The following is a 24,103-nucleotide window of genomic DNA, read 5'->3' on the forward strand; positions in this document are numbered from 1 at the left end:
TGGATATTGCGCGGCTGTGCCGGTTGTTTTGCGACGTAGCTTAGACCGATAGTCATGGTACAGCCGATATCAGGGTACACAGATGATAGTAAAAATTAACATATTCTTGATTGTCAAAAAAATCTGAAAGTAAGGTATACCTAGTCTAACACTGTTTACTGGCGGTTGATGGAGTTTGACGTGATCAATGCCACGTCGGATACCACGGTAAATATCACATCAAAACGCCGAGCGGTAACACAGACCTACTGTACACAGTACGCGAAACTCACGTGGTTGAGTTAAAACAGACCAACCGGATAAGTATATATTAAAGAGAAATTCGTACCGAAAGCCCACATTTCGAGGTGGCGATGGAGTTGAAAGGAGAACGGTTCGGAAACAGTATGAAAACACTTAACAATACTATCGTCACGTTTGCACGGCTTTGCAACAGGTATCCGCATATTCGGTTCGAGACCGTTTGAGCCGATCTGTCCTGAACAGCAGTAGAAGATAATTGCAAACGCTACGATAATCATCAACGACAAGCAAACAAACAATCTTTCACCCGCCAACGCCACCTTCGAGTATGGACGCAACAGTCACGGTCCGATCGACGTCCGAGGTCGGCGCAGACACGATCGCGATCGAGTTTGATTCGCCGGACGGCTTCGAGGCCGAACCGGGTCAGTTCGTGAGGCTCACCGGAACCGTCGACGGCGAATCGTACGCGCGGTTTTACACGCTCTCTTCGCCCGACATGACCGAGAGCTTCGAGGTGACAATTGGTATCGACGAGGCAGAGGGTGGCCCGTTTTCCGCGCATCTTGCCTCGCTGTCGGCGGGCGACAGCTTGGAGATGGCGGGACCATTCGGAAGCGACTACTACGAGGGCGAATCCCGTGTGGTCGTGCTCGCAGGCGGACCCGGTATCGGTCCGGCTGTCGGGATCGGCGAGCGGGCGCTCACAGAAGGCAAACAGGTTGCGATCGTCTATGCAGACCGCGAACCCGCCCACGAGGCCAGACTGGCCGAACTTGAAGCCACCGGCGCGACCGTCTACGTGGTCTCAAGTGCGATCGAGGACGCCGTCGCGGCGACACTCTCCGGAGAGCCCGGCGAGCAAGTGTTCGTCTACGGCTTCGGATCGTTCGTCGACGAGGCAGAGGCGGCGATCGACGCCGCTGGCGGCGATCCCACAGAAGCGAAGGTCGAAAATTTCGGGTAGCTCGATCGTCCTGACGTTCCACGCCGAGTGGCCCACCCGGAATCCTTAATGATTAGTCCGGCAAAAATTGCGGCATGTACGACCCCGACGAGCTCGATCGGATCCGTGAGGCGAAAGCCGAGTGGGACGAGACAACTCTCGGACCGACGCTAGAACGGTTTGGGGAGCGAAAAGAACGGTTTGCGACGGTCTCGAACCTCGAGGTCGATCGGCTCTATACCCCCGCAGATGTCGCCGAGTTGGACTACCTCGAGGATCTCGGTTTTCCGGGCGAGGAACCGTACTCCCGTGGGGTCTACCCGACGATGCACCGCGGGCGGACGTGGACAATGCGGCAGTTCGCTGGCTTCGGGACCGCCGAGGAGACGAACGATCGGTTTCACTACCTGATCGAAAATGGTCAGACCGGCCTTTCGACGGCGTTCGACATGCCGTCGCTTATGGGAAAAGACTCCGACGACCCCCTCTCGGACGGTGAGGTCGGCAAAGAGGGAGTCGCGGTTGACACCCTGCGTGACATGGAGATTCTCTTTGAGGGAATCGACATCGGCGAAGTGTCGACTTCTTTTACCATCAACCCGAGCGCACCGGTCATCTATGCGATGTACGTTGCACTCGCCGATAAGAAGGGCGTCCCTCGTGAGGAGATCCGCGGCACCCTCCAGAACGACATGCTCAAAGAGTTTATTGCCCAAAAGGAGTGGGTGATCCCACCGGAGCCGTCGCTGTCGCTTGTCACCGACGTGATCGAGTTTGCCGCCGCCGAAACTCCAAATTTCAAGCCGATCTCGGTGTCGGGATACCACATCCGAGAGGCTGGCTCGACGGCGATCCAGGAGCTCGCGTTTACGCTCGCGGACGGCTTCGCATATGTCGAAGATGCGATCGACCGTGGGCTCGATGTCGACGAGTTTGCGCCACAGCTATCGTTCTTTTTCAATTCACACAACTCGATTTTCGAGGAGGTCGCGAAGTTCCGCGCGGCGCGACGGATCTACGCGCAAGTCATAGACGGGTGGTACGACGCCGACGATCCGCGATCGAAACAGCTGAAGTTCCACACCCAGACCGCCGGTCAGTCGCTGACCGCCCAACAGCCGCTGAACAACATTGTCCGGGTGACGATCCAGGCGCTGGCAGGCGTACTGGGCGGTACCCAGTCGCTGCACACGAACTCCTTCGACGAGGCGCTCGCGTTACCCTCCGAGGAGGCCGTTCGAGTCTCACTTCGGACCCAACAGATCATCGCCGAGGAGTCCGGCGCAGCCGATTCGATCGATCCGCTGGGCGGGAGCTTCATGATCGAGTCGCTCACTGACGAGACCGAACAGAAGGCGATGGCCTACATCGAGGAGATCAAATCGATGGGCGACGGCTCAATCCGCGACGGCGTGCTCGCCGGGATCGAGGAAGGCTACTTCCACCGGGAGATCCAAGACGCCGCCTACGAGTATCAATCGCGGGTCGAAGCCGGCAAAGAGACTGTCGTGGGAGTGAACAAATACACGATCGATGAGGATACGAGTCCGGATCTCCTCCACGTCGACGAGACGACCCAGGACAGACAGCTCGATCGACTCGAATCGGTGAAAGCCGATCGCGACGACGCGGCCGTCGATCGCACACTGGGAGAACTCGAGGCGGCGATTGATGCCGGCGAAAACGTCATGCCGGCGATGGTCGAGGCGGTAAAAGCGTATGCAACAATGGGCGAGATTATGGATATCTTCGAGGCCAAACACGGTAGCTATCAGGAAATGGTTCGGCTCACGTAGCCATCGAATCGATCGTGATTTCGATCGAGAATCCGGGCAAAGTATACCTGACTGGACGTTCCGTATGGTGGTATGGATGCGCCCACGGGCGATCGGTCCTCGTCCGACGAACCACCGTTCGATGATCCAATCGAGCCGCCGACAGCGTTCGTCGAAACCGCCAACGTGTCAGATCGATCGATCTACGAGCGGTTCGACCGCTCGTGGCCTGCGTGTTGGGGCGAGGCAGCGGCGCTGCTCGAGTGGGAGGCCCCCTACGAGACGGTGTTGGACGACACGGATGCGCCGCTGTATCGCTGGTTTTCGGACGGCGAGCTGAACGCCTCGTACAACTGTCTCGATCGACACCTTGAGGAGCGCAAAAACCAGGTCGCGATCACGTGGATCGGCAAGCGTGACGAGCGCCAGAGCTATACCTACCTCGATCTCCACCGGGAGGTCAATGCGGCAGCAGCAGCCCTCCGAGAGCTCGGCGTCGAGGCCGACGACGTCGTCACGCTGTACCTCCCGATGATCCCACAGCTACCGATTATGATGCTCGCGTGCGCGCGGATCGGCGCGCCCCACAACGTCGTCTTCGCGGGGTTGTCCGCGGAGGCGCTCGCCCAGCGGATGGGGGCTGCAGAGTCCGAAGTACTCGTGACGTGTGACGGCTACTACCGCCGCGAGGACGCGTTCAATCAAAAGAGCAAGGCCGATAACGCCCGGATTCGACTCGACTACGACCTCTCGGCAATGGTCGTCGTCGATCGACTCGGTCCAGAACTTGCCGTGCATCTCGGGAACAACGAATACGACTATGACGAACTCGTGACGGCACACCGAGGCGAGACCGTCGAGCCGGTCGCCCGAAACGCGACAGACCTGCTATTTGTGATGTACACGTCCGGGACGACCGGCGAGCCAAAGGGCGTCGAACACGCGACGGGCGGGTACCTTGCACACGTCGCATGGACGACGCAAGCAGTGTTAGACGTAAAGCCCCAAGACACCTACTGGTGTGCAGCCGACATCGGCTGGATTACCGGCCACTCCTATGGGGTGTACGGCCCGCTCGCGCTCGGGACCACCTCGATCGTCTACGAGGGGACTCCCGATTATCCGGACAGAAACCGAATCTGGGAGCTCATCGAGCGAAACGCGGTAAACGTGTTCTACACCGCACCGACAGCGATCCGATCGTTTATGAAGTGGGGCGCGGAGTTTCCCGAGCGCCACGATCGCTCGTCGCTGCGGTTGCTCGGAACCGTCGGTGAGGCGATCACCCCACGGGCATGGCGGTGGTACCGCGAGCACGTCGGCGACGGAGAGACCCCGATCGTCGACACGTGGTGGCAGACCGAAACCGGTGCGATACTACTCGCGACGCTGCCGGGACTCTCGAAGATGAAGCCGGGCGCGGCGGGCCCGCCACTACCAGGCATCGACATCGCGGTCGTCGACGAGACCGGTGAGCCGATCGCGCCGGGTGAAACAGGATATCTCACGGTAACGAAGCCGTGGCCCGGGATGTTGCGCGGCCTGCGCGGCGGCACGGATCGATACATCCGCGAGTACTGGCGCGAGACCGACAACGGATGGGCGTATCAGACGGGTGACGGCGCGACGATCGACGAGGACGGCTACGTGACGATTCTCGGGCGAGTTGACGACGTGATCAACGTCGACGCCCACCGACTGACAACGACCGAACTGGAGGCGGCGATCGTCGAGGTACCGGGGGTAACAGAAGCGGCCGTGGTCGGCGACGGGGCAGGACTGATCGCGTTTGTGACGGTTCGTCACGACACCGGCGAGGACGAAAAGTTGCGTGAGGCGATCCGCGCACGGTTGCGTGAGGCGATCGGAGCGGTCGCAGTCCCCGATCGAATTGTGTTCACGCCCGAACTCCCGAAGACGCGGTCCGGAAAAATCATGCGTCGCCTCCTCGAAGATATCGCGTGTGGCAACGAGTTCGGCGACATCAGTGCGCTCAGGAATCCCGAGGTCGTCGGAGAGATCAGTTCGACGATCGGAAATACGTAATGGCGTTGGTCCGTCGATCGGGCGAGTGTCAGGAGGACAGCTGTGAGTAGCCGACGCGAGCCGACCCCGCCCAGCGAGCGAATCGTCAGCATCGACGTGCTTCGTGGGTTCGCCCTGCTTGGTATCCTCTTGATCAACGTGTGGGTTTTCGCGATGCCAGAGGTGACGCTGTCGAATCCCACAGTTTACGGCGATTTTAGCGGAGCCAACTACGCCGCGTGGTTCGCCAGTCACGTCCTCGCCGAGGGGAAGATGATCTCAATCTTCACACTGCTTTTCGGCGCGGGCGTGTTGCTTTTCACCGAGAACAAACCTGGAAACGCCATCGGGCTGTTCCAGCGGCGCAACGCGTGGTTGCTCGTGATCGGACTGGCGCACGCGTACCTGCTTTGGTACGGCGATATACTCGTTACCTACGCGCTGTGTGGGTTCGCCGTGGTGTACATCCGCGAGTGGCCCGCCCGGACCCAGATCAGCGTTGGAATCGCACTGCTTGCGATCATTTCTGTCTCTGAGCTGGCGGTGGCGATCTCAGTCGGGGAGGACGCGATCCGCGCCCAGTGGGAGCCGACCACGGCGGCGCTGCAATCGGAGATCGAGACCTACCGATCGGGCTGGCTCGCGCAGATGGACCACCGCGTCCCGACCTCGTTCCGCCGGCAGACAAGCGGCTTCATCGGCTACTCGGCCTGGCGAGTCGGTGGGCTCATGGCGATCGGCATGGGGCTGTACAAATCCGGCGTGTTAACGAACGAGCGATCGGCCCGAGAGTACCGCAGGCTGGCACTGGCGAGCGGGACTTTCGGGTTCGCGATGGTTCTCGCCGGCGTGTGGTACATCACAGCCGCCGACTGGAGCGCCGGGGCAGCGCTGTATTTCCGGCAGTTCAACCACTGGGGGAGCCTGTTTGTCGCAGTCTGTTACGTTTCGGGCATCATGTTGTTTTGCCGCCGATGGGGCGAGGGGATCGTCGCAGGCGCACTCGCGGCGGTCGGCCGAACCGCACTGTCGAGCTACCTGCTGCAGACTGTGTTGGCCACGTTGATTTTCTACGGTCATGGGCTCGGCCTGTTCGGCTCGGTGAGCCGCGTCGAGATGCTCGGTGTCGTGGGTGTGATCTGGGCGGTGCAGCTCCCGCTATCGGTGCTGTGGCTTCGGTACTTCCGATTCGGGCCGATCGAGTGGCTCTGGCGGACCGCAACCTACGGCGAACGACAACCGCTTCGGAAAGAGAGATCGTAGTGTGTTTCGTATTTGTAGAATATCCGAATCAATTAGTCGGATAAATTCAGCGGATATACTGCAACTAGACGGATAATATGTGGTGAGTATGAAAGAACGCTGCTCACGCCGAGTCGTCAACATTTATTATTTCGTAATTTCGTAGTAAAACGAAATGAGCGGATCGGACCTTGGCGTGAGCGAGCCAGCGTACGAAGCACTCGTCGAGCACGCGCCGACTCACCAGGCGGCGATCGCCGTCCGGCTAGGGGGCGAAGCCGGCCTCCGGAGCGCGGAGATCCCACGCGTTCGGCCGAGGGGTCTCGATCGGAGCGGGCGGGTAACGGTGCTTTCGGTGCCTGGCGAGACGGGGATCGACAGAACCGTACCGCTTTCGAGCTCGCTTGTCGCGGCGCTCGATCGGTACGCCGACACCGCTGGGGTTGACAAGGAGACACCGTACGTGCCGGTGTCGGTCCGTCGGGTGCAGATGCTGGTCACAGAAGCGGCAACAGCGGCTGAAGCAGCCGTGGGGATCGATCCAGACGGGATCACACCCTCGGCGCTCAGACAGCGCTTCGCGCGGACGCTGCTTCGCGAGCGTGGCGTCGATCCGCGGATTGTCCGTGCGATCGGCGGCTGGGCGTCGCTCGGATCGCTCGATCCCTACGTCGAGGAACCGCCGCAGTCGGAGATCATCAGGGCGTTTACAAATCCTGCACAGCACTCCGATAAACAAGCAACTGCGGGCTGGCTTGTGGCTGCCGTTGAGGCGATCATCGAAAGTACTGATCGGAAAACGCTGTACCGTCGCGTCGTCGAAGCGTTCGTATCTGTTGATCGGTGGGAATACGCATGGATTGGGCGTCGCGACCACAATGCTCAGGAGACGGCAGTGCTTGAGATCGCACCAAAGCCCGAACAGACGAACGGTCTACAGACGGTGGATCAATCGTTCGAGATGTCCCACGAAGAGGTGCCTGATGCGGGAACAGACCCGTTCGTCTCCGCAGACCAGACGACAGCGGCGGTCGCGTGCGCAGACGGCGAATCGACGTACAGCATCCTCTGCGTCCGTGCGAGCGACGGTCATCCAATTGAACCGGCAGACAAACAGGCGCTTTCGATCATCGGCCGTGGTGTAGGACAGACAATCACGGCGTATCGCTGGCGAGATCTGTTACACTCGGATACGGCCCTCGCCCTCGATCTCGCCGTAGAAGACAGGGGAGCGTTTCTCACCGCGGTAAGCGCAGAACTCGGCTGTCAACTGCGGCTCAACTCGACAATCGCTGTGTCGAATACGGCCCTACTGTGCTACGTAACAGTCGTGGGTGCGACCGCCAAGGCCGTCGCAACAGTCGCCGATCGATTCGAAGCGATTGATGATCTCCGTGTCGTCAATACAGTCGAAAACGGCGCGACTGTCGGGTTCGTCGCTCGCGGCGATTCAATTGTCCACGGGATCACGATGCAGGGAGCGCAGGTCCGAACAGCGAACGCTGCGGAGGGACGGCTTGACGTCGTCGCAGCGGTACCCACGGGAACAGACGTTCGTGCGATTCTTGACGGTCTTCGTGTGGACTATCCCAAAACCAGACTTGTTCGACGGCGGACAATCGATCGCCCGCCGACGCCCGCGGAAAATCCTCGTAATGAACTGCTTGAGGGATTGAGCGATCGCCAGCGCGCGACGATTGAGGCGGCCTACCGCGGCGGCTACTTCGATTGGCCTCGCGGCAGCACGGCCGAGGAGATGGCTGACGCCATGGACATCTCATCGCCGACGTTCCACAATCACCTGCGGAAAGCCCAACGGGCGCTGTTGGATGCAGTGTTCGAGACGGTCAGTGGCGAACAGATGGCGAACAGACAGCTCTAATAAAAATGATTATTTTGTATAATTAGCACCCCCGTTTATTAGGGCATACTAATTGTATTACGATAGCCATGACAGATGATGACGGAGAACTCGAAGCACGGCTGGCCGAAGGTGAGTCCTTCGAACCACCCGCGTCGTTCGTCGAACAGGCGAACGCGGCTGATCCAGCCATATACGAAGAGTTCGAAGAGAACTGGCCGGAGTGTTGGGAGCAAGCAGCCGACCTCATCGATTGGTACGAAGACTACGACGAGGTATTAGACGAGAGCAACGCCCCGTTTTACGAGTGGTTCGTCAACGGAAAGACAAACGCCTCGTACAACTGCCTCGATCGCCACCTCGAAGACCGTGGGGACGAAATCGCCCTCCAGTGGGTCGGTGAGCCAGTTGATGAGGCAGACCGAGCGTTCACCTACGAGGAACTCCACAAAGAGGTAAACGAGTTCGCAGCTGGGCTTCGCGATCTCGGCGTCGAAGCGGACGACGTCGTTACCATGTACATGCCGATGGTCCCCGAATTGGCGATCGCGCTGTTAGCGTGTGCACGCATCGGCGCGCCTCACAGTGTCGTCTTCGCAGGCTTTTCTGCAGACGCGCTCGCGACGCGAATGAACGCTGCAGAGTCGGAGTATCTCCTGACATGTGACGGCTACTACCGACGAGGTGACCCGCTCGATCACTTCTCGAAGGCGAACAATGGACTGTCTGGGGTTGACCACGACGTCTCGACGATCGTCGTCGATCGGCTGGGCGACGACGGCTTCGGCCACGATCTGAGCGACGACCAGACCGCCTACGCCGATCTCATTGCCGAAAACGAGGGCGCGACGGTCGAACCGGTCGAACGCGACGCTGAGGACATGCTGTTTTTGATGTATACCTCAGGAACGACGGGCAAACCGAAGGGAGTCAAACACACAACGGGCGGCTATCTCTCGTGGGCCGCCTGGACCGCACAGAACGTTCTCGACATCAAGCCCGAAGATACCTACTTCTGTTCGGCCGATATTGGCTGGATTACCGGGCACTCGTACATCGTCTACGGCCCGCTCGCGCTCGGGACGACGACGATGATGTACGAGGGGACCCCGGATTACCCGGACAAAGATCGCCTCTGGGAAATCATCGAAGAGTACGAGGCAACGCAACTGTACACTGCGCCAACGGCGATCCGGGCGTTCATGAAGTGGGGTAGATCCTATCCGGATAAACACGACCTCTCCTCGCTACGCTTGCTCGGGACGGTCGGCGAGCCGATTAACCCCCGCGCCTGGAAGTGGTACTACACCCACATCGGCGACGAGGAGTGTCCGATCGTCGACACGTGGTGGCAGACCGAGACCGGCGGGATGATCGTGACGACGCTTCCAGGGCTTAAAACGATGAAACCAGGGTCGGCCGGACCGCCACTGCCGGGTGTCGACGTACGTGTGGTCAATGTCGCCGGCGAGGAGGTCGATCCCGGGCAGGCAGGGTACCTCACCGTTCACAAGCCGTGGCCAGGCATGTTGCGGACGCTGTACAACAACGATGAGCGGTTCATCAAGGAGTACTGGCAGGAGTACTCAGATCCAGAGGCCGACGAGTGGGTGTACTTCCCTGAAGACGGGGCAAAAATCGACGATAACGGCTACATCACTGTCCTCGGACGGGTCGACGACGTAATCAACGTTTCCGGGCACCGGCTGGGGACGATGGAGATCGAATCAGCGATCGTCGGCGTCGAGGGCGTCGCCGAAGCCGCGGTTGTCGGGGGCAGCCACGACATCAAAGGCGAGGCCGTCTACGCCTACGTCATCACCGAAGAGGGATACGAAGAGAACGAAGAACTCCGCCAGCGGATCATCGACGGCGTGAATGAGGCGATCGGGCCGATCGCAAAGCCCGAATCGGTCGTGTTCACCCCGGAGCTGCCGAAGACGCGATCGGGCAAGATCATGCGGCGGCTGCTCGAAAACATCGCCAACGGCGAGGAACTCGGGAACACGAGCACGCTGCGAAACCCTGACGTCGTCGAAGACATCCAAGCGAGGGCACAAAACAGCTAATATAGGCATTATTGAGCAGGAACTGATCGGCTGGTGACAGCCGGTCGATCGATCTCGTGTAGACACCTGAACACAAACCACAATGAGAAAATACGCTCCCAAACAGCAATGACAGACACTGACAGCCACGATGCCGCGACCGATTGTTCCGTCGAGACTGACGGCGGTGTGACCGCGGGTGCAGCACAGGCGCATCGACAGACAGACTACCTCAGCTCGGAGGTAAACCTGCTCAAGCCGAGTACGCCCTACATGCGCGAACACCTCCGCATCGTCTGGACCGGCTTCATTATCTGGGCGCTCGTTGTGTTCGGGCCGGTCACACTCACACGGCTGGCACCGGAGATGATGACCGTCGAGATGCCAATACTTGGATTTCCACTGCACTATTTCCTCGTCGCGATCGGCGCGCCCGGCGGTGCGTTGATCCTGTCGGCGTGGTACGCCTGGCGGCGAGACGCACTGGATGAGAAGTACGGAATCGAACACGACATCGTGGAGGGCGAGCCATGAGCAAAGCACTCACCATCGTTCTGCAGTCGGAGTTGCTCCCGGAGGGACTCAACGTCTCGTTCAAGACGCTGCCGGCGATCCTTGTGATCGGGATGCTCTTGGTGTTTATTGCGATCGGCTTCATTTTCCGGGTTGCTGATGCCGAGAACATGTGGGTTGCCGGGCGGTCGATCGGCAACCTCGAAAACGGGATGGCGATCGGTGCAAACTGGATGTCTGCGGCGTCATACCTCGGGATGGCAGCGTCGATCGCGCTGTCTGGCTTTTACGGGCTGGTGTTTGTCGTCGGCTGGACGACGGGCTATTTCATTTTGCTCATCTTCCTGGCCGCACAGCTTCGCCGATTCGGCAAGTACACCGCACCAGATTTCGTCGGTGATCGGTTTAACTCAGACACGGCGCGGGCGATCGGCGCGGTCACGACGTTCCTGATCGGGTTCGTCTACGCGATCGGACAGGCCCGCGGGATGGGCCTCGTTGGCCTGTACATTTTCGGCGATCTGGGTATTCTCGGTCTGAGCGGCTACCAGGCGATGGTCATCATCATGATGGCCATTACCGTCGGCTACCTGACGTTGTCGGGAATGTTGGGTGCGACGAAGAACATGGCCGTCCAGTACGTCATCTTGATTATCGCGTTCGTCGCCGGACTGTACGCGGTTGGGTTCGTAAACGGCTACTCGACGGTGCTGCCACAGATCGAATACGGCGCACTCATTGGCGAGCTCAGTAGCGAATTCTCCGAGCCGTTCGTCGGCGAAGGCTACTACCTGTGGATCGCAACCGCCTTTTCGCTCATCGTCGGAACCTGCGGGCTTCCGCACGTCCTCGTGCGCTTTTACACGGTCGAAAACGAGCGGACTGCGCGGTGGTCGACCGTCTGGGGACTGTTTTTCATCTGCATCCTCTATTTGAGCGCGCCGGCGTTCGCGGCGTTCGGGACCGACCTGTACGGCAGTGAGCTCGGTGCAGTGTACGGTGATCCCGGGATGACCGCCGAGGCGGCCGACGTGATTGTCGTGCTTGCCACACAGCTTTCAGGGCTCCCGGAGTGGTTCGTCGGATTGGTCGCGGCTGGCGGTATTGCAGCGGCGATCGCAACCACCGCTGGGCTGTTCATCGCCGGCTCCTCGGCGATCTCACACGACATCTACACGAACATCATCAATCCCGAAGCGACCCAGCGCCAGCAGGTCTTCGTCGGGCGGCTGAGCATCGTTGCGCTCGGAGTCATCACGACGCTCGCGGCACTGGATCCGGCGGCCCCGATCGCCGCGCTTGTCTCCTACGCGTTTTCGTTGGCCGGCGCGGTGTTGTTCCCGATGTTCTTCCTCGGAATGTGGTGGGAGAACACAAACAGACAGGGCGCGCTTGCAGGCATGACGACAGGGCTCACCATCTGGTTTATTCCAATGATAAACGAAGTCGTCCCAACGTATATCAGCGGCCTCGATGCACCGCTGAACGCGACGCTCGAACAGTGGGTGCCTGCGATCGGCTCTGCGCTCGTCGCTGTCCCAATCGTGTTCGCAGTGACGATCGTCGTGTCGCTGCTCACCGATGAGCCGCCGATAGAGACAAAACGAATCGTCCGACAGTGTCACAGTCCAGAGCCGATGCGTCAACAGCAGACTGCCGAAGACGTTGTCGCAGCTGACGGTGGGGAAGACGTCGCGACCGATGGCGGCCAGGACGTCGCGACCGATGGCAGCCAGGACGTCGCGACCGATGGCGGCCAGGACGTCGCAACCGATGGCAGCCAGGACATCGCGACCGATGGCGGCCAGGACGTTGCGACTCATCGCGACGAAGACGTTGCGACGGACGGAGGTGAGTGCTAATGTACGATCGGATTCTCGTGCCGACCGACGGCAGCGACGTGGCAGAGACCGCACTGAATCACGCGCTTGATCTCGCCGACAGGTACGACGCAGAAATTCACACACTGTACGTGGTCGACATCGATTCAGTTAACCTCAGCTTAGGGACCGAGCAGGTCGATCGGCTCAAGCAGGGCCACTACGAGGAAATGGACGAGGTTCGCGACCGTGCGGATGCCGCGACGGGGACGATCGCCAACCGCGCTACCGCACACGGAATCGACGTCGTAGAACATGTCTCGGCGGGCCGACCACACAAGCTCATTGCCGAGTACGCCGAAAACCACGACATCGACCTCATCGTGATGGGCAGCCACGGCCGCGCAGGCGTCCGGCGGGCACTGCTCGGGAGTGTGACCGAGCGGACGCTGCGATCGACGCACGTCCCGGTGTTGGTGGTCGATCACCACCCCGAGTAGCGGCCCAACGCACCGTTGAGACGTGCAGAGACGAATCGACGCTTTGAGAAGCGATCGAACGAAGGAACAAATAGCGTACTAATGACAGTCCGTGACCAACTCAAGACACACCTGCGGGAAAACCGTCGCGGGATGCTCTTCGATTTGACTTTCGCGATCGTGTGGGTCACCGCGGTGACGATCCTCGTCGACTACGTGTTCGTCGGCGCGCCGACCTGGGCATACTACCTGTTTTTGGCAGCCGGCGTCCCGGGATACTTCGGGTTTGTGTGGTCGTGGGATGCGGCGAGGAACCAACAGCAGTGAGTCGGCGACGCTAATCGGATGCGCTACAGAGTATCGCCCGATGAACTCCGAGCGATCTTTACTCAGCGAGAGAATCCCGCCGTTCACGGCGGGCGAGGATGTCACTCTGTGTCGGTATCGAGCCACTCGTGGAGACATCGTTCATCACAGATGTATCGAGCGGTCTCGCGATCGCTGTCAGCCGAGACTTGCAATCGGACGACAATGTGTCGTTCTGAGAGCGGGAGATCAGCTGCGCAGTTTGCACACGGCTCAATCGACTCGCCGCGTTGATCCCACAGTCGGTGGTGGTTGATCCGTCGAATCTGTGCGGACGTGTCGAATCCCGGCGGCGTTTCGCCCGTGTAATCCGAAAGGGACATACTGGCTATTCGCAGCGACAGTCCGTAAGTATTTTCAAAAGTTTGATACATACACAGACGGTATCGTACCAATTGGTAACCGTGTAAATGTATGCCACAGCGATCGAACGCCAGTGAGTATCGCTCGATTACGCCGTCAAATCGTCGGATTCGGTTTGTTTGACCAAGAAAACGGGAATTTCGGTCTGTTTGATCACGGTTTCGGCCACGCTGCCTAACAGGAGTCGATCGAGCCCCGATCGGCCGTTGGTTCCCATCACGATGACGTCGGCGTCCTCCTCGTCAGCGTATCCGACGATCGTATCCGCCGGAATTCCCTCGCGGATGACGGTTTTCGTGTCGATGTCCGCCGCTGCGGCCTTTTCGGCGACCATTGAGGTCGCCCGCTCGCCCTCAGCAGTTAGTGCCTCACGGATCTGTTCGGAGCCGAGTTCGGGCGCCATTCGGCCGAGGCGCTCGTGATCGACGACATAGAGAATGTCGAGGTCAGCGTCGTGTCGCTCCGCAAGGTCCAGTGCGTGTTCAAGCGCTGCGATCGCGGCGTCGCTGCCGTCCGTTGGAAGGAGAATTCGATCGTACACGAACAGAGATTACACAGCAGGGAAATTGAATCCGACGGTCTGTTCTCATGAGTTGGCATCGGTTAGATGACGAGCGGTGTGGTGGCAGAGACGGCCGATCCCAATACATTTGTTCACATACGACAATAATACGGTATGGGTGTCGCGTACGCCGCTGTTGAGGCGGCCAACCTCCTCGCAGTCGTGGTGTTAGTGGGGGCAACAATATCGATGGTGCTCGTCGTGCTTCCGGTGGTTCGTCGGGGAATCGTTTCGACGGCAGTCGTGCGGTCGATCGGCCGGCGCTTTGCCGGTGTGACTGCCGTGTCGGGAACTGGAGTGCTCCTCACGGAAGCGTATCTCACGTCGACACAGCATACACTATCATCGCTTGTGACAACCATGTCTGGCCGACTCGTGCTGGCATCGATGCTCCTTTGGGTCGTCTTGGTTGCCTGTGTGACGGTCGGGACGGGCCGGTTCGCGAAAGCCGTGGCGACCGGAGAGACAGAAGCCGCTGCCGCACGAAGTCGGCGCTGGTACGAGATCTCAGCGATCGTGGGCGCGGCAAGCATCGCGTTGACTGGGTTGTTTTGAACCGGGCCTATCGGTCGTCGCAGTCGACGTTTCAGGTGTACTTCCCAAGAAGCTGTTCAAACTGTGATTTCGGCTGTGCGCCGACGATCCGCTCTTCGGGTGAGCCATCGGCGAACAACACGAGGTTCGGAACGCCTTGTACGCCGTACTGAGCTGCGAGACCCTGATGTTGGTCGATGTCAACCTTTGCGATCGCAGCGTCGGTTTCAGCAGCCAGTTCTTCGAGCGTCGGCTCGAGCATCTTGCACGGCCCACACCACTCCGCAAAGAAATCAACGAGTACGACATCGTGGGTATTCGTGACTTCAGCGAGGTGATCGGGGCCGTTGATGTGAATCGGCGTATCGGGGGAATCAGCGCTTTGACTCTCGTCTTCGCCGGATTCGTCGGCGAGTTGCGCCGCTAGCTGTTCGCGTTTTTGTTCGCGGATCGCGTCGAGGTCGTCTGAACGACTCATAGAGGGTGATACGGTGTGAAGAGAGATAAGTATTGTCCAAGTTGTGCACAACTGCTGGAAAACCGCCGGGGCGGAAAACCCGCGATCGGCGGGCAGCCTACAGTCCGCCAGCACCGGAGGCGGTTTCAGGGAGTGTAGCCGCTTCAATCGGGAGCCCGAGTTCTTCAAGCGCAGCTTTCAGGTGTTCGCCTTTTGCGTACTCAGAGCCGTCCGCGACGCGCTTTTGATGTGCAAGCGCAAGTACCTCGCCGCGGCGATCGTCGGGAATCTCGTATTTGTCCGTCGAGAGTTCGATCACGAAGCCGTTGTGGTCGGTCGTGTACAGCGAGTAGAAGATCCCGCGGTTGAATTCGTTGAACCGATAGCCGTTATGGCGCAGGCCCTGTTTGACTTCTTCGAGTCGCTCGGGATCGAAGCTAAAGGAGATGTGGTGGACACCACCCAACGGCGTGCGCTGGGGCGATCGATTCGACTGTCTGCCGTCCTCGACGAAGAACGTGATAATCCGGCCGTCACCAGCGTCGAAAAACAAGTGCGTCACGTTTGGTGCGTCGAGATTCGGCTGTTTGAGCACGAGCGACAGCCCGAGGATGTCACGGTAGAACTCGATCGTGTCCTCGGCGTTGCTGCCGACGAGCGTCACGTGGTCAACACCGGTGACGCCGACAGCGCTCTCTGGGTTTTCGGCGGTGATTGGGGCGTCTAACTGATCGGCTGGAGTTTGATTGCTCATACGCTGTATACGTGTTCAACGCGTATATATTCGGCAGCGACGATCGCGTGACCACGTGACATCGGTGTCCGGTGATGGGTGTGCACACCGAGCGCGGGCGATCCGCTGAGAGAGATCAGCGGTCTGGGGTCTGGCGATCGTACGCTCCCTCTTTGCGCAGCCGTCCGGCCCGTTTGAGCACCGCCGGAGTCCGGCACACCCCGGGCTCGCCGGCGGCCTGCGGCACGACGCAGTTGTTACAGTTCTCACAGACGACAGCGGTATCTCCGTCGGCGTCTGCGGCGAGCAGACGGGCGGGTAGCTCCGGTTCGGCGTAGAACGGCCGTCCAAGCCCAACCATGTCGCAATCAGTCCCCAGGAGTCGATCGATCGTCCCACGCGTCCGGATCCCGCCCTCTGCGAGGACAGGCATATCGACCTGGCGGCGCACCCGACAACACAGTCCAGCGTTCCACGCAGGTTCGAAGTCGTAGACGAACGACTCCACACGATTTGCGGCAGCGACAAGTGCGGCTCGCAGCCGTCCGCCAAAGGCGTCGGCGTACCCCGCCTCGAAGCGATTGTCGCGCCACGCTCGGCCCGGATACTCGCCTTTGATGATACTCATGTCCCAGAAGACCGAGCCCGTGACCGGGACAACCGCGTCGTAGCCGATCGCGTCGAGCCGTCCACAGATACCGATCGCCGCGTCAACGTCAAGGCGGCGACGGATGATGGGCGGGGCAGCTTCCTCGGCAGGGACCTTTGTCATGATCGGGACAGATCCGGCCTGCGATCGGATCTCGTCGTAAACGAGTTCAAGGAACCGAACACCGTCGGCAAACTCGTCGTCGCGGCGGTTGTAAAACGGCGAGAGGAACTGGTGGATGATCCCCATGTTCGCGCCAGCGAGGTGGACGATGTCGTAGCCGGCGTCGACCGCGTAGCCGGCTGCACGGCCGAAATCCGCCGCCAGCGCGTAGACCTCGGCGGTCGTCATGACGTGTGGATCGTAGCTGAGAAGTCCCGTCTTTGCGATCGCCCGCAGTAGTGCCGGCGGCTCCGAAACTGCGAGCTGAGAGAGTGCAGGGTGACGCTCGCGAAAGCCGGCGTGCCAGGTTTCCATGCTTCGCAGCCCGCCGTGTTCAAGCTGGATTGCGATCGACGCGCCGTGGTCGTGGATCCGATCGGTGAGCGTCTGCAGGTCCGAAACGAAGTCCAGATCATCAACGTAGGTCATTCCCGGCGCGGCACAGCCGCCAGGTGAGCGGACGATCGTCGCACCCTGACAGACGAGTCCCGCGCCGGCGGCCGCCGCTGGTTCGAGGTCGGCAACGAGTGTCTCGATCGCATCGGGCCCGTTGCCCGCACACTCTAAAAGTGGGGCGCGATACAGGCGGTTGCGAACCGCGTGGCCGCCGATGTCGATCGGCTGGTGCAGCGTCGCCATCAAGCGAATGTACGGCACCCGCACGCTTATGTATTGGTAGAATCAGCGGCGCAGCTCAAGACACGCAGGCCGTTCGCTGCCCGGTTCGGTCCCCAGTTGCTCGTGGCTGTGGTGAAAGAATCGAAGCTTCGCCCCCGTCTCCTCGGCGATCGGGTCGAAACACACCCGCTGGTAGCGAGCATTGTCGAGGAGATTGACCATCACGCCAGATTCGTGCTGTGAGACTGACTCGTAGGGGCACGCACAGACTGGACACCGATCGGGACGCTTGTCGGGCACCTCCATACGTACACAGAGGATTTAGCCGGACAAAAGCGTACAGTTGGCGAGCAGACAGTCAAAAGAGAGAGTCCCTGACGGGGCTGCTCGTTCGATTCGTCGTCGAATCAAGCGTGTGTCGATCAGACCGCAGGCTGTTCAGTCGGGGTGTGACCGTCCTGCATCGTGGTCTCAGGGCGGACATCCGCCCACGTGTGGCCGATGACGTAGTACGCAGCGACAACCGCATAAAACGACACGAATGCCGCAGCGATGAAGCCGGCAACCGGGATTGCACCAACGAGTCCACTAACGATACCGCCAGCAATGATGAGCGCCGCCGCGGTAAGCCAGCCCATCGCGTACGTTCGATCGACGAGCGCCGGCCACAGGGTCCGGATCGCGAAGCCGTCACGGATTCGACCGGTGTCGGCGTAGTGTGCGATCGCGGCCGGCGAGATGTACATCCCGGCCAGCGCGATGACGACCCCGAAGAGCCCGACGAGGACGACAACGCCAAACCCAACAACGCCCGAAAGCGTCGCCAGTCGTGGGGGAAGCGATGAGGCCGACAGGACAGACACCGCCGCGATCGCGGCCGCGATTGTCAGGATGAGCGCGGGCAATACGAGGTACACAAAGACGATGACCGACGCCTTTGCGCCGTCGACAGTGGTGTCGACCCACGCCTCAAACGCTGGTGGTTCGTCGTTACCGCTCGACGTACGACGGATAACCTCGAGGATGTATCCGGTTACGGTGAACACCGGGAGCAAAAGCGGTGAAAGAATGAGCAACAGGCCCCCGATGAGTATCGTTTTGACGGGGTCTGTGGACGATCGAAGGTATTGAACTGACTCGTTGAACATGGTGAATCGAAGGTATGAACGCGCTGTGACTACTTAAATAAGTGCCTGGGACATGTGAGCGGCAAGATGACCGCGATAACAGGTAGTGGATCAAAAGCCGCCTTCCCGATCGAACATCTCCGCCGAGAGCGGTGCAGGATCACCCTCGGTGACGTTGTACCGCGAAAAATCAGTCACACCGGCGGCCTCGAGGATGTCTTCGACGTACTCGGCGTTGCCAGTGTACTCCGCAGGGTCATTCGAGAGCATCGTAAGCACCGCGTCAGAGACGATTTCGGGCGTTCGCCAGTCGTCTTCGGTTCCCAGCCCAAAGTACCGCGTGGCGCGGGTGTCGACCGCCGTCTTCGGCCAGAAGGTGTTACAGCCGATGTCATGCGCTGCGAGCTCGTCGGCCAACGAGAGCGTAAGAAACGACATCCCGAGCTTCGACCAAGCGTAGGGGGCCAACCCGGGAGCGCGATCGACCGTTACCGGCGGCGCGTTCGTCAAGATCCAGCCCTCGTCCGAATCGGTCAGATGTGGGATAAATGCCCGCGAAACGAGGTACGTCCCACGGACGTTGACGTCTGTGAGCAGATCGAAGCGCTTCGGCGGAAGGTCCGCGACGTTCGCAAGCTGGATCGCACTCGCGTTGTTGATGACGATGTCGACGCCGCCGAATCGGTCGATCGTCCGCTCGGCGGCCGCTTCTACCGCCTCGGGATCGCGGACGTCCAGTTGAACCGCGAGCGACTCAACGCCGCGTGCGTCGCATGCAGCAGCCGTCTTGTGAATTGTTCCCTCGAGATCGCTATCAGTGTCATCGACCGTCTTGCCGGTGGAGACCACGTTACAACCGGCATCCGCGAGCGCAAGGGCGATCGATTTACCAATACCGCGGGTCGTCCCGGTGATAAATGCGGTTCGGCCTGTGAGATCCGGAATGTCCATGGATCCACCACGATCGGTAGTGGGAAAACTGTACGGGTGTGGATTGTTTATTAGAGCAGCTCGATCGGAGTCCACCTCGGTGGATAGCAGATATAAGTAGGCTCTCGTGAAAGCGAGATGTATACGATGTGTTCGCGGTTCAACACCGATCCCGAAGCAATACAGCAATCGATCGACTCAGTCACGTTGCCAGCCTGGTTCGATCCGGTGTTTAATCGATACGAACGGACAATTGGTGACCGCGATCGGCTGCTCTGGAAGTGGCTATATCACATTATCCCGACGTTTCAGCTCTCATCAGTGCCAGAGACGTACACCGACGCTGCACGGAACGCGAATTTCGGGATGTCGGTATACATGACGATTCTTGACGATATCGCCGAACGACATTGCGATCGGCCACTGTTCGAGGCCGGCAGACAGATCCCGTTTTCGAAGGTGACCCCACGAGCACCGGCTGATGACGACGGTGCAGTTCTCTCGTTACTCGAGAAGGTATGGGAGCAAACCGAGTCGTTCCTCGCGAAGGGGCCCCGGGCGGACGAGTTCCGTGAGATCCTGGAGTTCGACCTCCGACAGTCGCTCAACACGATGGAGTACAATCGGCTCGTAAACACCGACCCACGGATCGTGAGTTGTCGATCGATCGATCGCCGCGACGTGTATAATATGCTATTGTTCATTTATACTGACATTGATCTTGCGTTCTCGCCGCGGTTCGACCGCAACGAGCACGCCGCATTTCGTGACTTCGTGTGGGACACACAACGGCTCGCACGAATCAGCAACTGGGTGACCACGTGGGAACGGGAGGTCCACGAAGGCGATTACACATCAAAAGTGGTCTTACGTGCGGTCGAACGGGGTATCGTAACAATGGACGGGTTGGACAACAACCCAGATGATGCCATTGCGCGCATCCAGGCATCGGATATCGAATCCGAACTGTTAGCCGAGTGGGATCGGCGCTACACCGAGCTTCAATCGAATGAGATCGGGCTGGCAAGTATTGATGCCGCGGCGTTCTTAGACGGGATACAATACATTCGCATGGTCGATGAGGCACTTCGAGGAAAAAAATAACCGCTTGCAGTGTGTCGCGAGCGGTTGCACGCACCGGTCGCCAGTTCGTCGTCGTGTACCTTCTACGAGTCCAGAGGTTATGAACTGACGATCGAATACAAAGATCACTATGCGACCACGTCATTAATATACACATCCCGTATAACGTTGTTACATAAATGTCGGGGGAAGATCGATGCGTGTACCAGGAGGTGTTCGAGTCGATCCAGAACCCCGTATTGATCATCGACCCGAACTTTGTCATCGAGGATGCAAATCCTGCTGCGGCCGAGTTTCTCGATTATCCGTCGAAAACGGCGTTACAAGGAACTGCGGTTTCATCGATGCTATACGATCCAGATGTTATTGAAGAAGTTGCCGAAGCAATCGCTGCGGGCAAGCCCTGGGAAGGCCGAACCGAACTCCTAACACACGGTGGGGAGGTAATTGCTGGACGCGGATCGGCCGTCCCGATTACTATCGATGGGGAGTTTACTTGTATCGCCGGGCTATTTGTTGATCTGACGAGACAGGAACAGTACAGCCGCTCGCTCAACATTTTGAACCGGGTGCTGCGGCACAATATCCGAAATGAGATAAACATCATCCAAGGGACACTTGGAATGATCGACGAAGACTGTCTCGCCGAGGGAGATGTCGAACGACTCAACTCTGTGGAAAAACGGCTGGCCACGATCGTCGATCGAGCCAATACTGCGCGGCGTCTTGAAGAGTTATTAGACTTTGATGACGACCAGATCGAAGCAACCGTTCGGATCGATGAACTGCTCTGTGAGGCGATCGCGACAGTCGCATCCGAGTACCCAGAGGCGAAGTTCGTGTTCCCAGACTCGTTCGGGGCACGCTATGCGACCGCGAACCGGACAGCGGTGCGGGCATTCGAGGCCGTGTTAGAAAACGCCGTCGAACACAACGATACCGCGGAACCCACTGTCTGGATCGACGTCAGCGAAAACGACGATTCGGTTACAGTGGAGATTGAAGACAACGGTCCAGGGATTGATCCCGAACGGGAGGATATCGTGTTCGGTCGCGAGGAAACAGACCAACTCAACCACGGAGACGGAATTAGCCTGTTTTTTGTCGATCAACTGTTCCGGATATACGGCGGCAGTGTAGGGGTCCAAGCGGGCGAGGAGGGCGGAGCACGATTTTGTTTGACGTTTCCACGGACAGGAGACACTGAGTAGGGCTACTCCGATCGGTTTGACTCCCACAGCCGGATCCACGCCGCCAATGGCGCACGATTGCCGTCGATCGTCACCCGAACAGTGCCGTCAAACCGCCAGCGCGCACGCGGCGGGTCTTCGCCAAAGCGGGCTGGAACGTCGATCGACAGTTCCTCGGCAGTCAACTGGATCGCTTCAGATCGATCGACACCCTCGTCTAAGAGCCGATCCATGATCGACAGCCATGATTCATCTGAATCGTCCGAAGAGTGCTCAAGCGTGTCGGCTGCTGCTGGGTCCGTTCGTCCGCTCATACGTACCTGTTGGAGCGCAGCTACCTTACTCCACCGGCAATTCCCATCCAGTGCTATCGCATCGTGTTGCCGACCAGTCTTCATCCGCCTACCCGAGGCGTCGGAGCGTCGCTTTGAAGATCCCGATCGGCAGGACGGTCACGTTTTCATCGCGGATAACCGATCGAAGAGCGCTGTCGGCGGGGAGTCCGTTCAGCCGGACAATTGGGGCCCGCCGAACCTGGAGTTCGATCGGCGGTAACACCGCGGCGGGGTCACGACCAGGAGGAACAGCCTGCACAAAAAGCGGTCGGAGACGATCGAGTGCGGTTCGGAGTCGAGAAAGCGAGCGAAACGATGGGGCGTTGAGTATAATTCGATTGTCCTCAGACCAGATCGAAAACGACGTGCCGTCGGTTTCGAGTTCGAGCGAGACGTCGATCGAGAGGGTTGGTGACACAGCTAGTCGTCGCGTTCTTTCGTTCCAATGGTCAGCGTTCCATCGATGCGCCAGTGTGCGTATTCAGGATCCGCTCCGACCTTGCTCGGTACGTCAATCTCCATATCTTCGAACTCATAGGTCATTTCTGCACCGCGACCGGTGAGCCGATCGTACAACGCGATCGCGAGCTCGGGCCACGTCTGTGCCTCCGCCTCGTCGTACCGACCGGTGGACCCTTTCTGTGTCATACCCAATTGTTCGATCGCCAGCCGCTTAATCTTCCGGTTCGCTGCCCTGTCGCCTGAGCATCACTGGTGAGTTCAAAGATGCAAGGCAGGATTCCACGGGTCACCTGACCCGTGGTGGAATGCCGACAAAGACCAAAATAAAAATTTTAAATAACCAAACTACTTATTGAAAGTAGAGTGGACGACTACCTGAGACGTACAGCCATCACCCGCATCACCGTGAGCGACGAGCAAGACGCTGAATTGCTCGAAGCCACGATTAGCGACTGGCAACATGGAGCCACTCTCGCCTCCCAAATTGGATGGAGAGAAAACGAGGACTCCAAATATGATCTCCAACAACTCGCGTACTCGGATGTGCGCGAGGAAACTCGTCTCGGGAGTCAACACGCAATACTCGCCACTCACCAAGCCGCAAGCGCACTCAAAGGCGTCAACGAACTCAAAGACAAAGGCGGAAAAGTCTCGTGTCCCGAGTTCACCAGTCCAACCATCAAATACGATGCAAACACACTGACGCTCTTTGAGGACAACACTCTCTCACTCACCACCGTTGAGAGTCGGGTTCGGTGTGAACTTGTTCTCCCAGACGACGAGGACGGCTACCAGTACCAATTCTTGAACGACGACGAGTGGAGCGTTACCGAAAGCACGCTCACCGCTCGTGACGGTAACTACTTCTTGAACCTCGGGTTCCGTAAACCGAACCCGTTCGATGATCAAGAATCTCCTGCCGAGGACAGAACAGTTCTCGGAGTAGACCTCGGAATCGATAACCTCGCCGTCACCAGCACTGCACAGTTTAAATCGGGAAAGAAACTGGTTCACGACCACGACCAATTCGAGCAAGTTCGTGGCGGTCTCCAACAAACGGGGACTCAATCGGCTCACCGAACACTTGTTGCACGAGGCGACCGAGAAGAACAGTATTCACAAGACAAACTACACCGTGTCTCAAACGCGATTGTTGAGGAAGCCGTCGAACATGAGTGTAGTCACATCGTGTTCGAGGACTTGGAGTATATTCGTGAACGGATGCCGAACGCGAGGAAGTTCCACCAATGGGCGCACCGCAAACTCGTTCAGTTCGTGACGTACAAAGCCGAATCACTCGGTGTTCGTATCGAGTTTGTGGACGCGGCGTATACGAGTCAGCGATGTTCTGAGTGTGGACACACGAGTCGTGGGAACCGACTTGTGCAAGCACGCTTCGAGTGTGAGAAGTGCGGTAAAGTGCTTCACGCAGATTACAATGCGGCGAAGAATATCGGGTGGCGGTTTGTCCGTCGTGGGCTAAAGGACTCACGGCGGACGGGCAACAGTCAACTTGCCCTCAAGTCAGGAACAGTGACGCCAAACCGGGGATTCGTCCCGTACTCCGTAGTGAGTTAGAG

The 24,103-nt window shown here is 59.1% G+C and carries 25 protein-coding genes; 14 read left to right on the top strand and 11 right to left on the bottom strand.

All coding sequences use genetic code 11. The features are described 5' to 3' along the window. Nucleotides 1–571: 571 nt before the first annotated feature. From E5K03_RS04550 to E5K03_RS04595, 10 genes are all read left to right on the top strand, one after another. Nucleotides 572–1,210, top strand: a complete 639-nt coding sequence (locus E5K03_RS04550; protein WP_138005177.1) for an FAD-dependent oxidoreductase — start codon at nucleotides 572–574, stop codon at nucleotides 1,208–1,210. Nucleotides 1,211–1,284: 74 nt separating this feature from the next. Further along, nucleotides 1,285–2,985, top strand: a complete 1,701-nt coding sequence (locus E5K03_RS04555) for a methylmalonyl-CoA mutase family protein (protein ID WP_138005178.1) — start codon at nucleotides 1,285–1,287, stop codon at nucleotides 2,983–2,985. A 72-nt stretch (nucleotides 2,986–3,057) separates the two neighbouring features. Then, nucleotides 3,058–5,010, top strand: coding sequence for an acetate--CoA ligase (gene acs / locus E5K03_RS04560; RefSeq protein WP_138005179.1), 1,953 nt, complete (start codon nucleotides 3,058–3,060; stop codon nucleotides 5,008–5,010). 42 nt (nucleotides 5,011–5,052) lie between these two features. Beyond that, nucleotides 5,053–6,252, top strand: a complete 1,200-nt coding sequence (locus E5K03_RS04565) for a DUF418 domain-containing protein (protein ID WP_138005180.1) — start codon at nucleotides 5,053–5,055, stop codon at nucleotides 6,250–6,252. A 154-nt stretch (nucleotides 6,253–6,406) separates the two neighbouring features. Further along, nucleotides 6,407–8,113, top strand: coding sequence for a bacterio-opsin activator domain-containing protein (locus tag E5K03_RS04570; RefSeq protein WP_138005181.1), 1,707 nt, complete (start codon nucleotides 6,407–6,409; stop codon nucleotides 8,111–8,113). Between the two features lie 68 nt (nucleotides 8,114–8,181). Then, a complete protein-coding gene (gene acs / locus E5K03_RS04575; RefSeq protein ID WP_138005182.1) occupies nucleotides 8,182–10,161 on the top strand; it encodes an acetate--CoA ligase in 1,980 nt (659 codons plus the stop codon). Nucleotides 10,162–10,269: 108 nt separating this feature from the next. Continuing rightward, nucleotides 10,270–10,674, top strand: coding sequence for a DUF4212 domain-containing protein (locus tag E5K03_RS04580; RefSeq protein ID WP_138005183.1), 405 nt, complete (start codon nucleotides 10,270–10,272; stop codon nucleotides 10,672–10,674). After that, the gene (locus E5K03_RS04585; RefSeq protein WP_138005184.1) at nucleotides 10,671–12,515 is read left to right on the top strand and encodes a sodium:solute symporter family transporter; all 1,845 of its coding nucleotides are present in this window, start codon (nucleotides 10,671–10,673) and stop codon (nucleotides 12,513–12,515) included. Before E5K03_RS04580 ends, E5K03_RS04585 begins: the two co-directional genes overlap by 4 nt. Further along, nucleotides 12,515–12,973 (top strand): universal stress protein, encoded by a 459-nt coding sequence (locus E5K03_RS04590; RefSeq protein WP_138005185.1) that lies wholly within the window; start codon nucleotides 12,515–12,517, stop codon nucleotides 12,971–12,973. Before E5K03_RS04585 ends, E5K03_RS04590 begins: the two co-directional genes overlap by 1 nt. 81 nt (nucleotides 12,974–13,054) lie before the next feature. Continuing rightward, nucleotides 13,055–13,279: a hypothetical protein gene (locus E5K03_RS04595; RefSeq protein ID WP_138005186.1), complete on the top strand. Its 225-nt coding sequence runs from the start codon at nucleotides 13,055–13,057 to the stop codon at nucleotides 13,277–13,279. Between the two features lie 101 nt (nucleotides 13,280–13,380). Here the strand turns inward: E5K03_RS04595 and E5K03_RS04600 are convergent, their stop codons facing one another. Both E5K03_RS04600 and E5K03_RS04605 read right to left on the bottom strand, forming a co-directional pair. Next, a complete protein-coding gene (locus tag E5K03_RS04600; RefSeq protein ID WP_138005187.1) occupies nucleotides 13,381–13,641 on the bottom strand; it encodes a hypothetical protein in 261 nt (86 codons plus the stop codon). 128 nt (nucleotides 13,642–13,769) lie between these two features. Then, a complete protein-coding gene (locus tag E5K03_RS04605) occupies nucleotides 13,770–14,222 on the bottom strand; it encodes a universal stress protein (RefSeq protein WP_138005188.1) in 453 nt (150 codons plus the stop codon). A 135-nt stretch (nucleotides 14,223–14,357) separates the two neighbouring features. Here E5K03_RS04605 and E5K03_RS04610 point away from each other — a divergent pair, with 135 nt between their 5' ends. Then, entirely contained in the window at nucleotides 14,358–14,798 is a 441-nt protein-coding gene (locus tag E5K03_RS04610) for a hypothetical protein (protein WP_138005189.1), read from the top strand. A gap of 31 nt (nucleotides 14,799–14,829) precedes the next feature. On the opposite strand, the gene trxA is transcribed toward E5K03_RS04610, so the two are convergent. From trxA to E5K03_RS04640, 6 genes are all read right to left on the bottom strand, one after another. After that, nucleotides 14,830–15,255 carry a thioredoxin gene (gene trxA, locus E5K03_RS04615; RefSeq protein ID WP_138005190.1) on the bottom strand — a complete coding sequence of 142 codons (426 nt, stop codon included), beginning with the start codon at nucleotides 15,253–15,255 and terminating at the stop codon, nucleotides 14,830–14,832. A 97-nt stretch (nucleotides 15,256–15,352) separates the two neighbouring features. Beyond that, nucleotides 15,353–15,988 carry a VOC family protein gene (locus E5K03_RS04620; RefSeq protein WP_138005191.1) on the bottom strand — a complete coding sequence of 212 codons (636 nt, stop codon included), beginning with the start codon at nucleotides 15,986–15,988 and terminating at the stop codon, nucleotides 15,353–15,355. Nucleotides 15,989–16,103: 115 nt separating this feature from the next. After that, a complete protein-coding gene (locus E5K03_RS04625; protein ID WP_138005192.1) occupies nucleotides 16,104–17,417 on the bottom strand; it encodes an oxidoreductase in 1,314 nt (437 codons plus the stop codon). A gap of 42 nt (nucleotides 17,418–17,459) precedes the next feature. Beyond that, nucleotides 17,460–17,702 carry a hypothetical protein gene (locus tag E5K03_RS04630; protein ID WP_138005193.1) on the bottom strand — a complete coding sequence of 81 codons (243 nt, stop codon included), beginning with the start codon at nucleotides 17,700–17,702 and terminating at the stop codon, nucleotides 17,460–17,462. Between the two features lie 116 nt (nucleotides 17,703–17,818). Beyond that, nucleotides 17,819–18,544 (bottom strand): DUF4013 domain-containing protein, encoded by a 726-nt coding sequence (locus E5K03_RS04635; RefSeq protein WP_138005194.1) that lies wholly within the window; start codon nucleotides 18,542–18,544, stop codon nucleotides 17,819–17,821. A gap of 90 nt (nucleotides 18,545–18,634) precedes the next feature. Further along, complete coding sequence (locus tag E5K03_RS04640; RefSeq protein WP_138005195.1) at nucleotides 18,635–19,474, bottom strand: SDR family oxidoreductase; 840 nt, start codon at nucleotides 19,472–19,474, stop codon at nucleotides 18,635–18,637. 117 nt (nucleotides 19,475–19,591) lie between these two features. Between E5K03_RS04640 and E5K03_RS04645 the strand changes: the two genes are divergently transcribed. Both E5K03_RS04645 and E5K03_RS04650 read left to right on the top strand, forming a co-directional pair. Then, a complete protein-coding gene (locus E5K03_RS04645; RefSeq protein ID WP_138005196.1) occupies nucleotides 19,592–20,557 on the top strand; it encodes a hypothetical protein in 966 nt (321 codons plus the stop codon). Between the two features lie 158 nt (nucleotides 20,558–20,715). Continuing rightward, entirely contained in the window at nucleotides 20,716–21,747 is a 1,032-nt protein-coding gene (locus E5K03_RS04650) for a sensor histidine kinase (RefSeq protein ID WP_138005197.1), read from the top strand. Nucleotides 21,748–21,749: 2 nt separating this feature from the next. Here the strand turns inward: E5K03_RS04650 and E5K03_RS04655 are convergent, their stop codons facing one another. The 3 genes from E5K03_RS04655 to E5K03_RS04665 form a co-directional block, all read right to left on the bottom strand. Then, the gene (locus tag E5K03_RS04655; RefSeq protein WP_138005198.1) at nucleotides 21,750–22,040 is read right to left on the bottom strand and encodes a hypothetical protein; all 291 of its coding nucleotides are present in this window, start codon (nucleotides 22,038–22,040) and stop codon (nucleotides 21,750–21,752) included. Nucleotides 22,041–22,128: 88 nt separating this feature from the next. Then, the gene (locus tag E5K03_RS04660; RefSeq protein WP_138005199.1) at nucleotides 22,129–22,479 is read right to left on the bottom strand and encodes a hypothetical protein; all 351 of its coding nucleotides are present in this window, start codon (nucleotides 22,477–22,479) and stop codon (nucleotides 22,129–22,131) included. Between the two features lie 2 nt (nucleotides 22,480–22,481). Continuing rightward, a complete protein-coding gene (locus E5K03_RS04665; protein ID WP_138005200.1) occupies nucleotides 22,482–22,709 on the bottom strand; it encodes a hypothetical protein in 228 nt (75 codons plus the stop codon). A 177-nt stretch (nucleotides 22,710–22,886) separates the two neighbouring features. Between E5K03_RS04665 and E5K03_RS04670 the strand changes: the two genes are divergently transcribed. Further along, a complete protein-coding gene (locus E5K03_RS04670; RefSeq protein WP_138005201.1) occupies nucleotides 22,887–24,101 on the top strand; it encodes an RNA-guided endonuclease InsQ/TnpB family protein in 1,215 nt (404 codons plus the stop codon). Nucleotides 24,102–24,103 lie beyond the last annotated feature (2 nt).

This window comes from Halalkalirubrum salinum (assembly GCF_005543295.1).
Classification (GTDB): domain Archaea; phylum Halobacteriota; class Halobacteria; order Halobacteriales; family Haloferacaceae; genus Halalkalirubrum; species Halalkalirubrum salinum.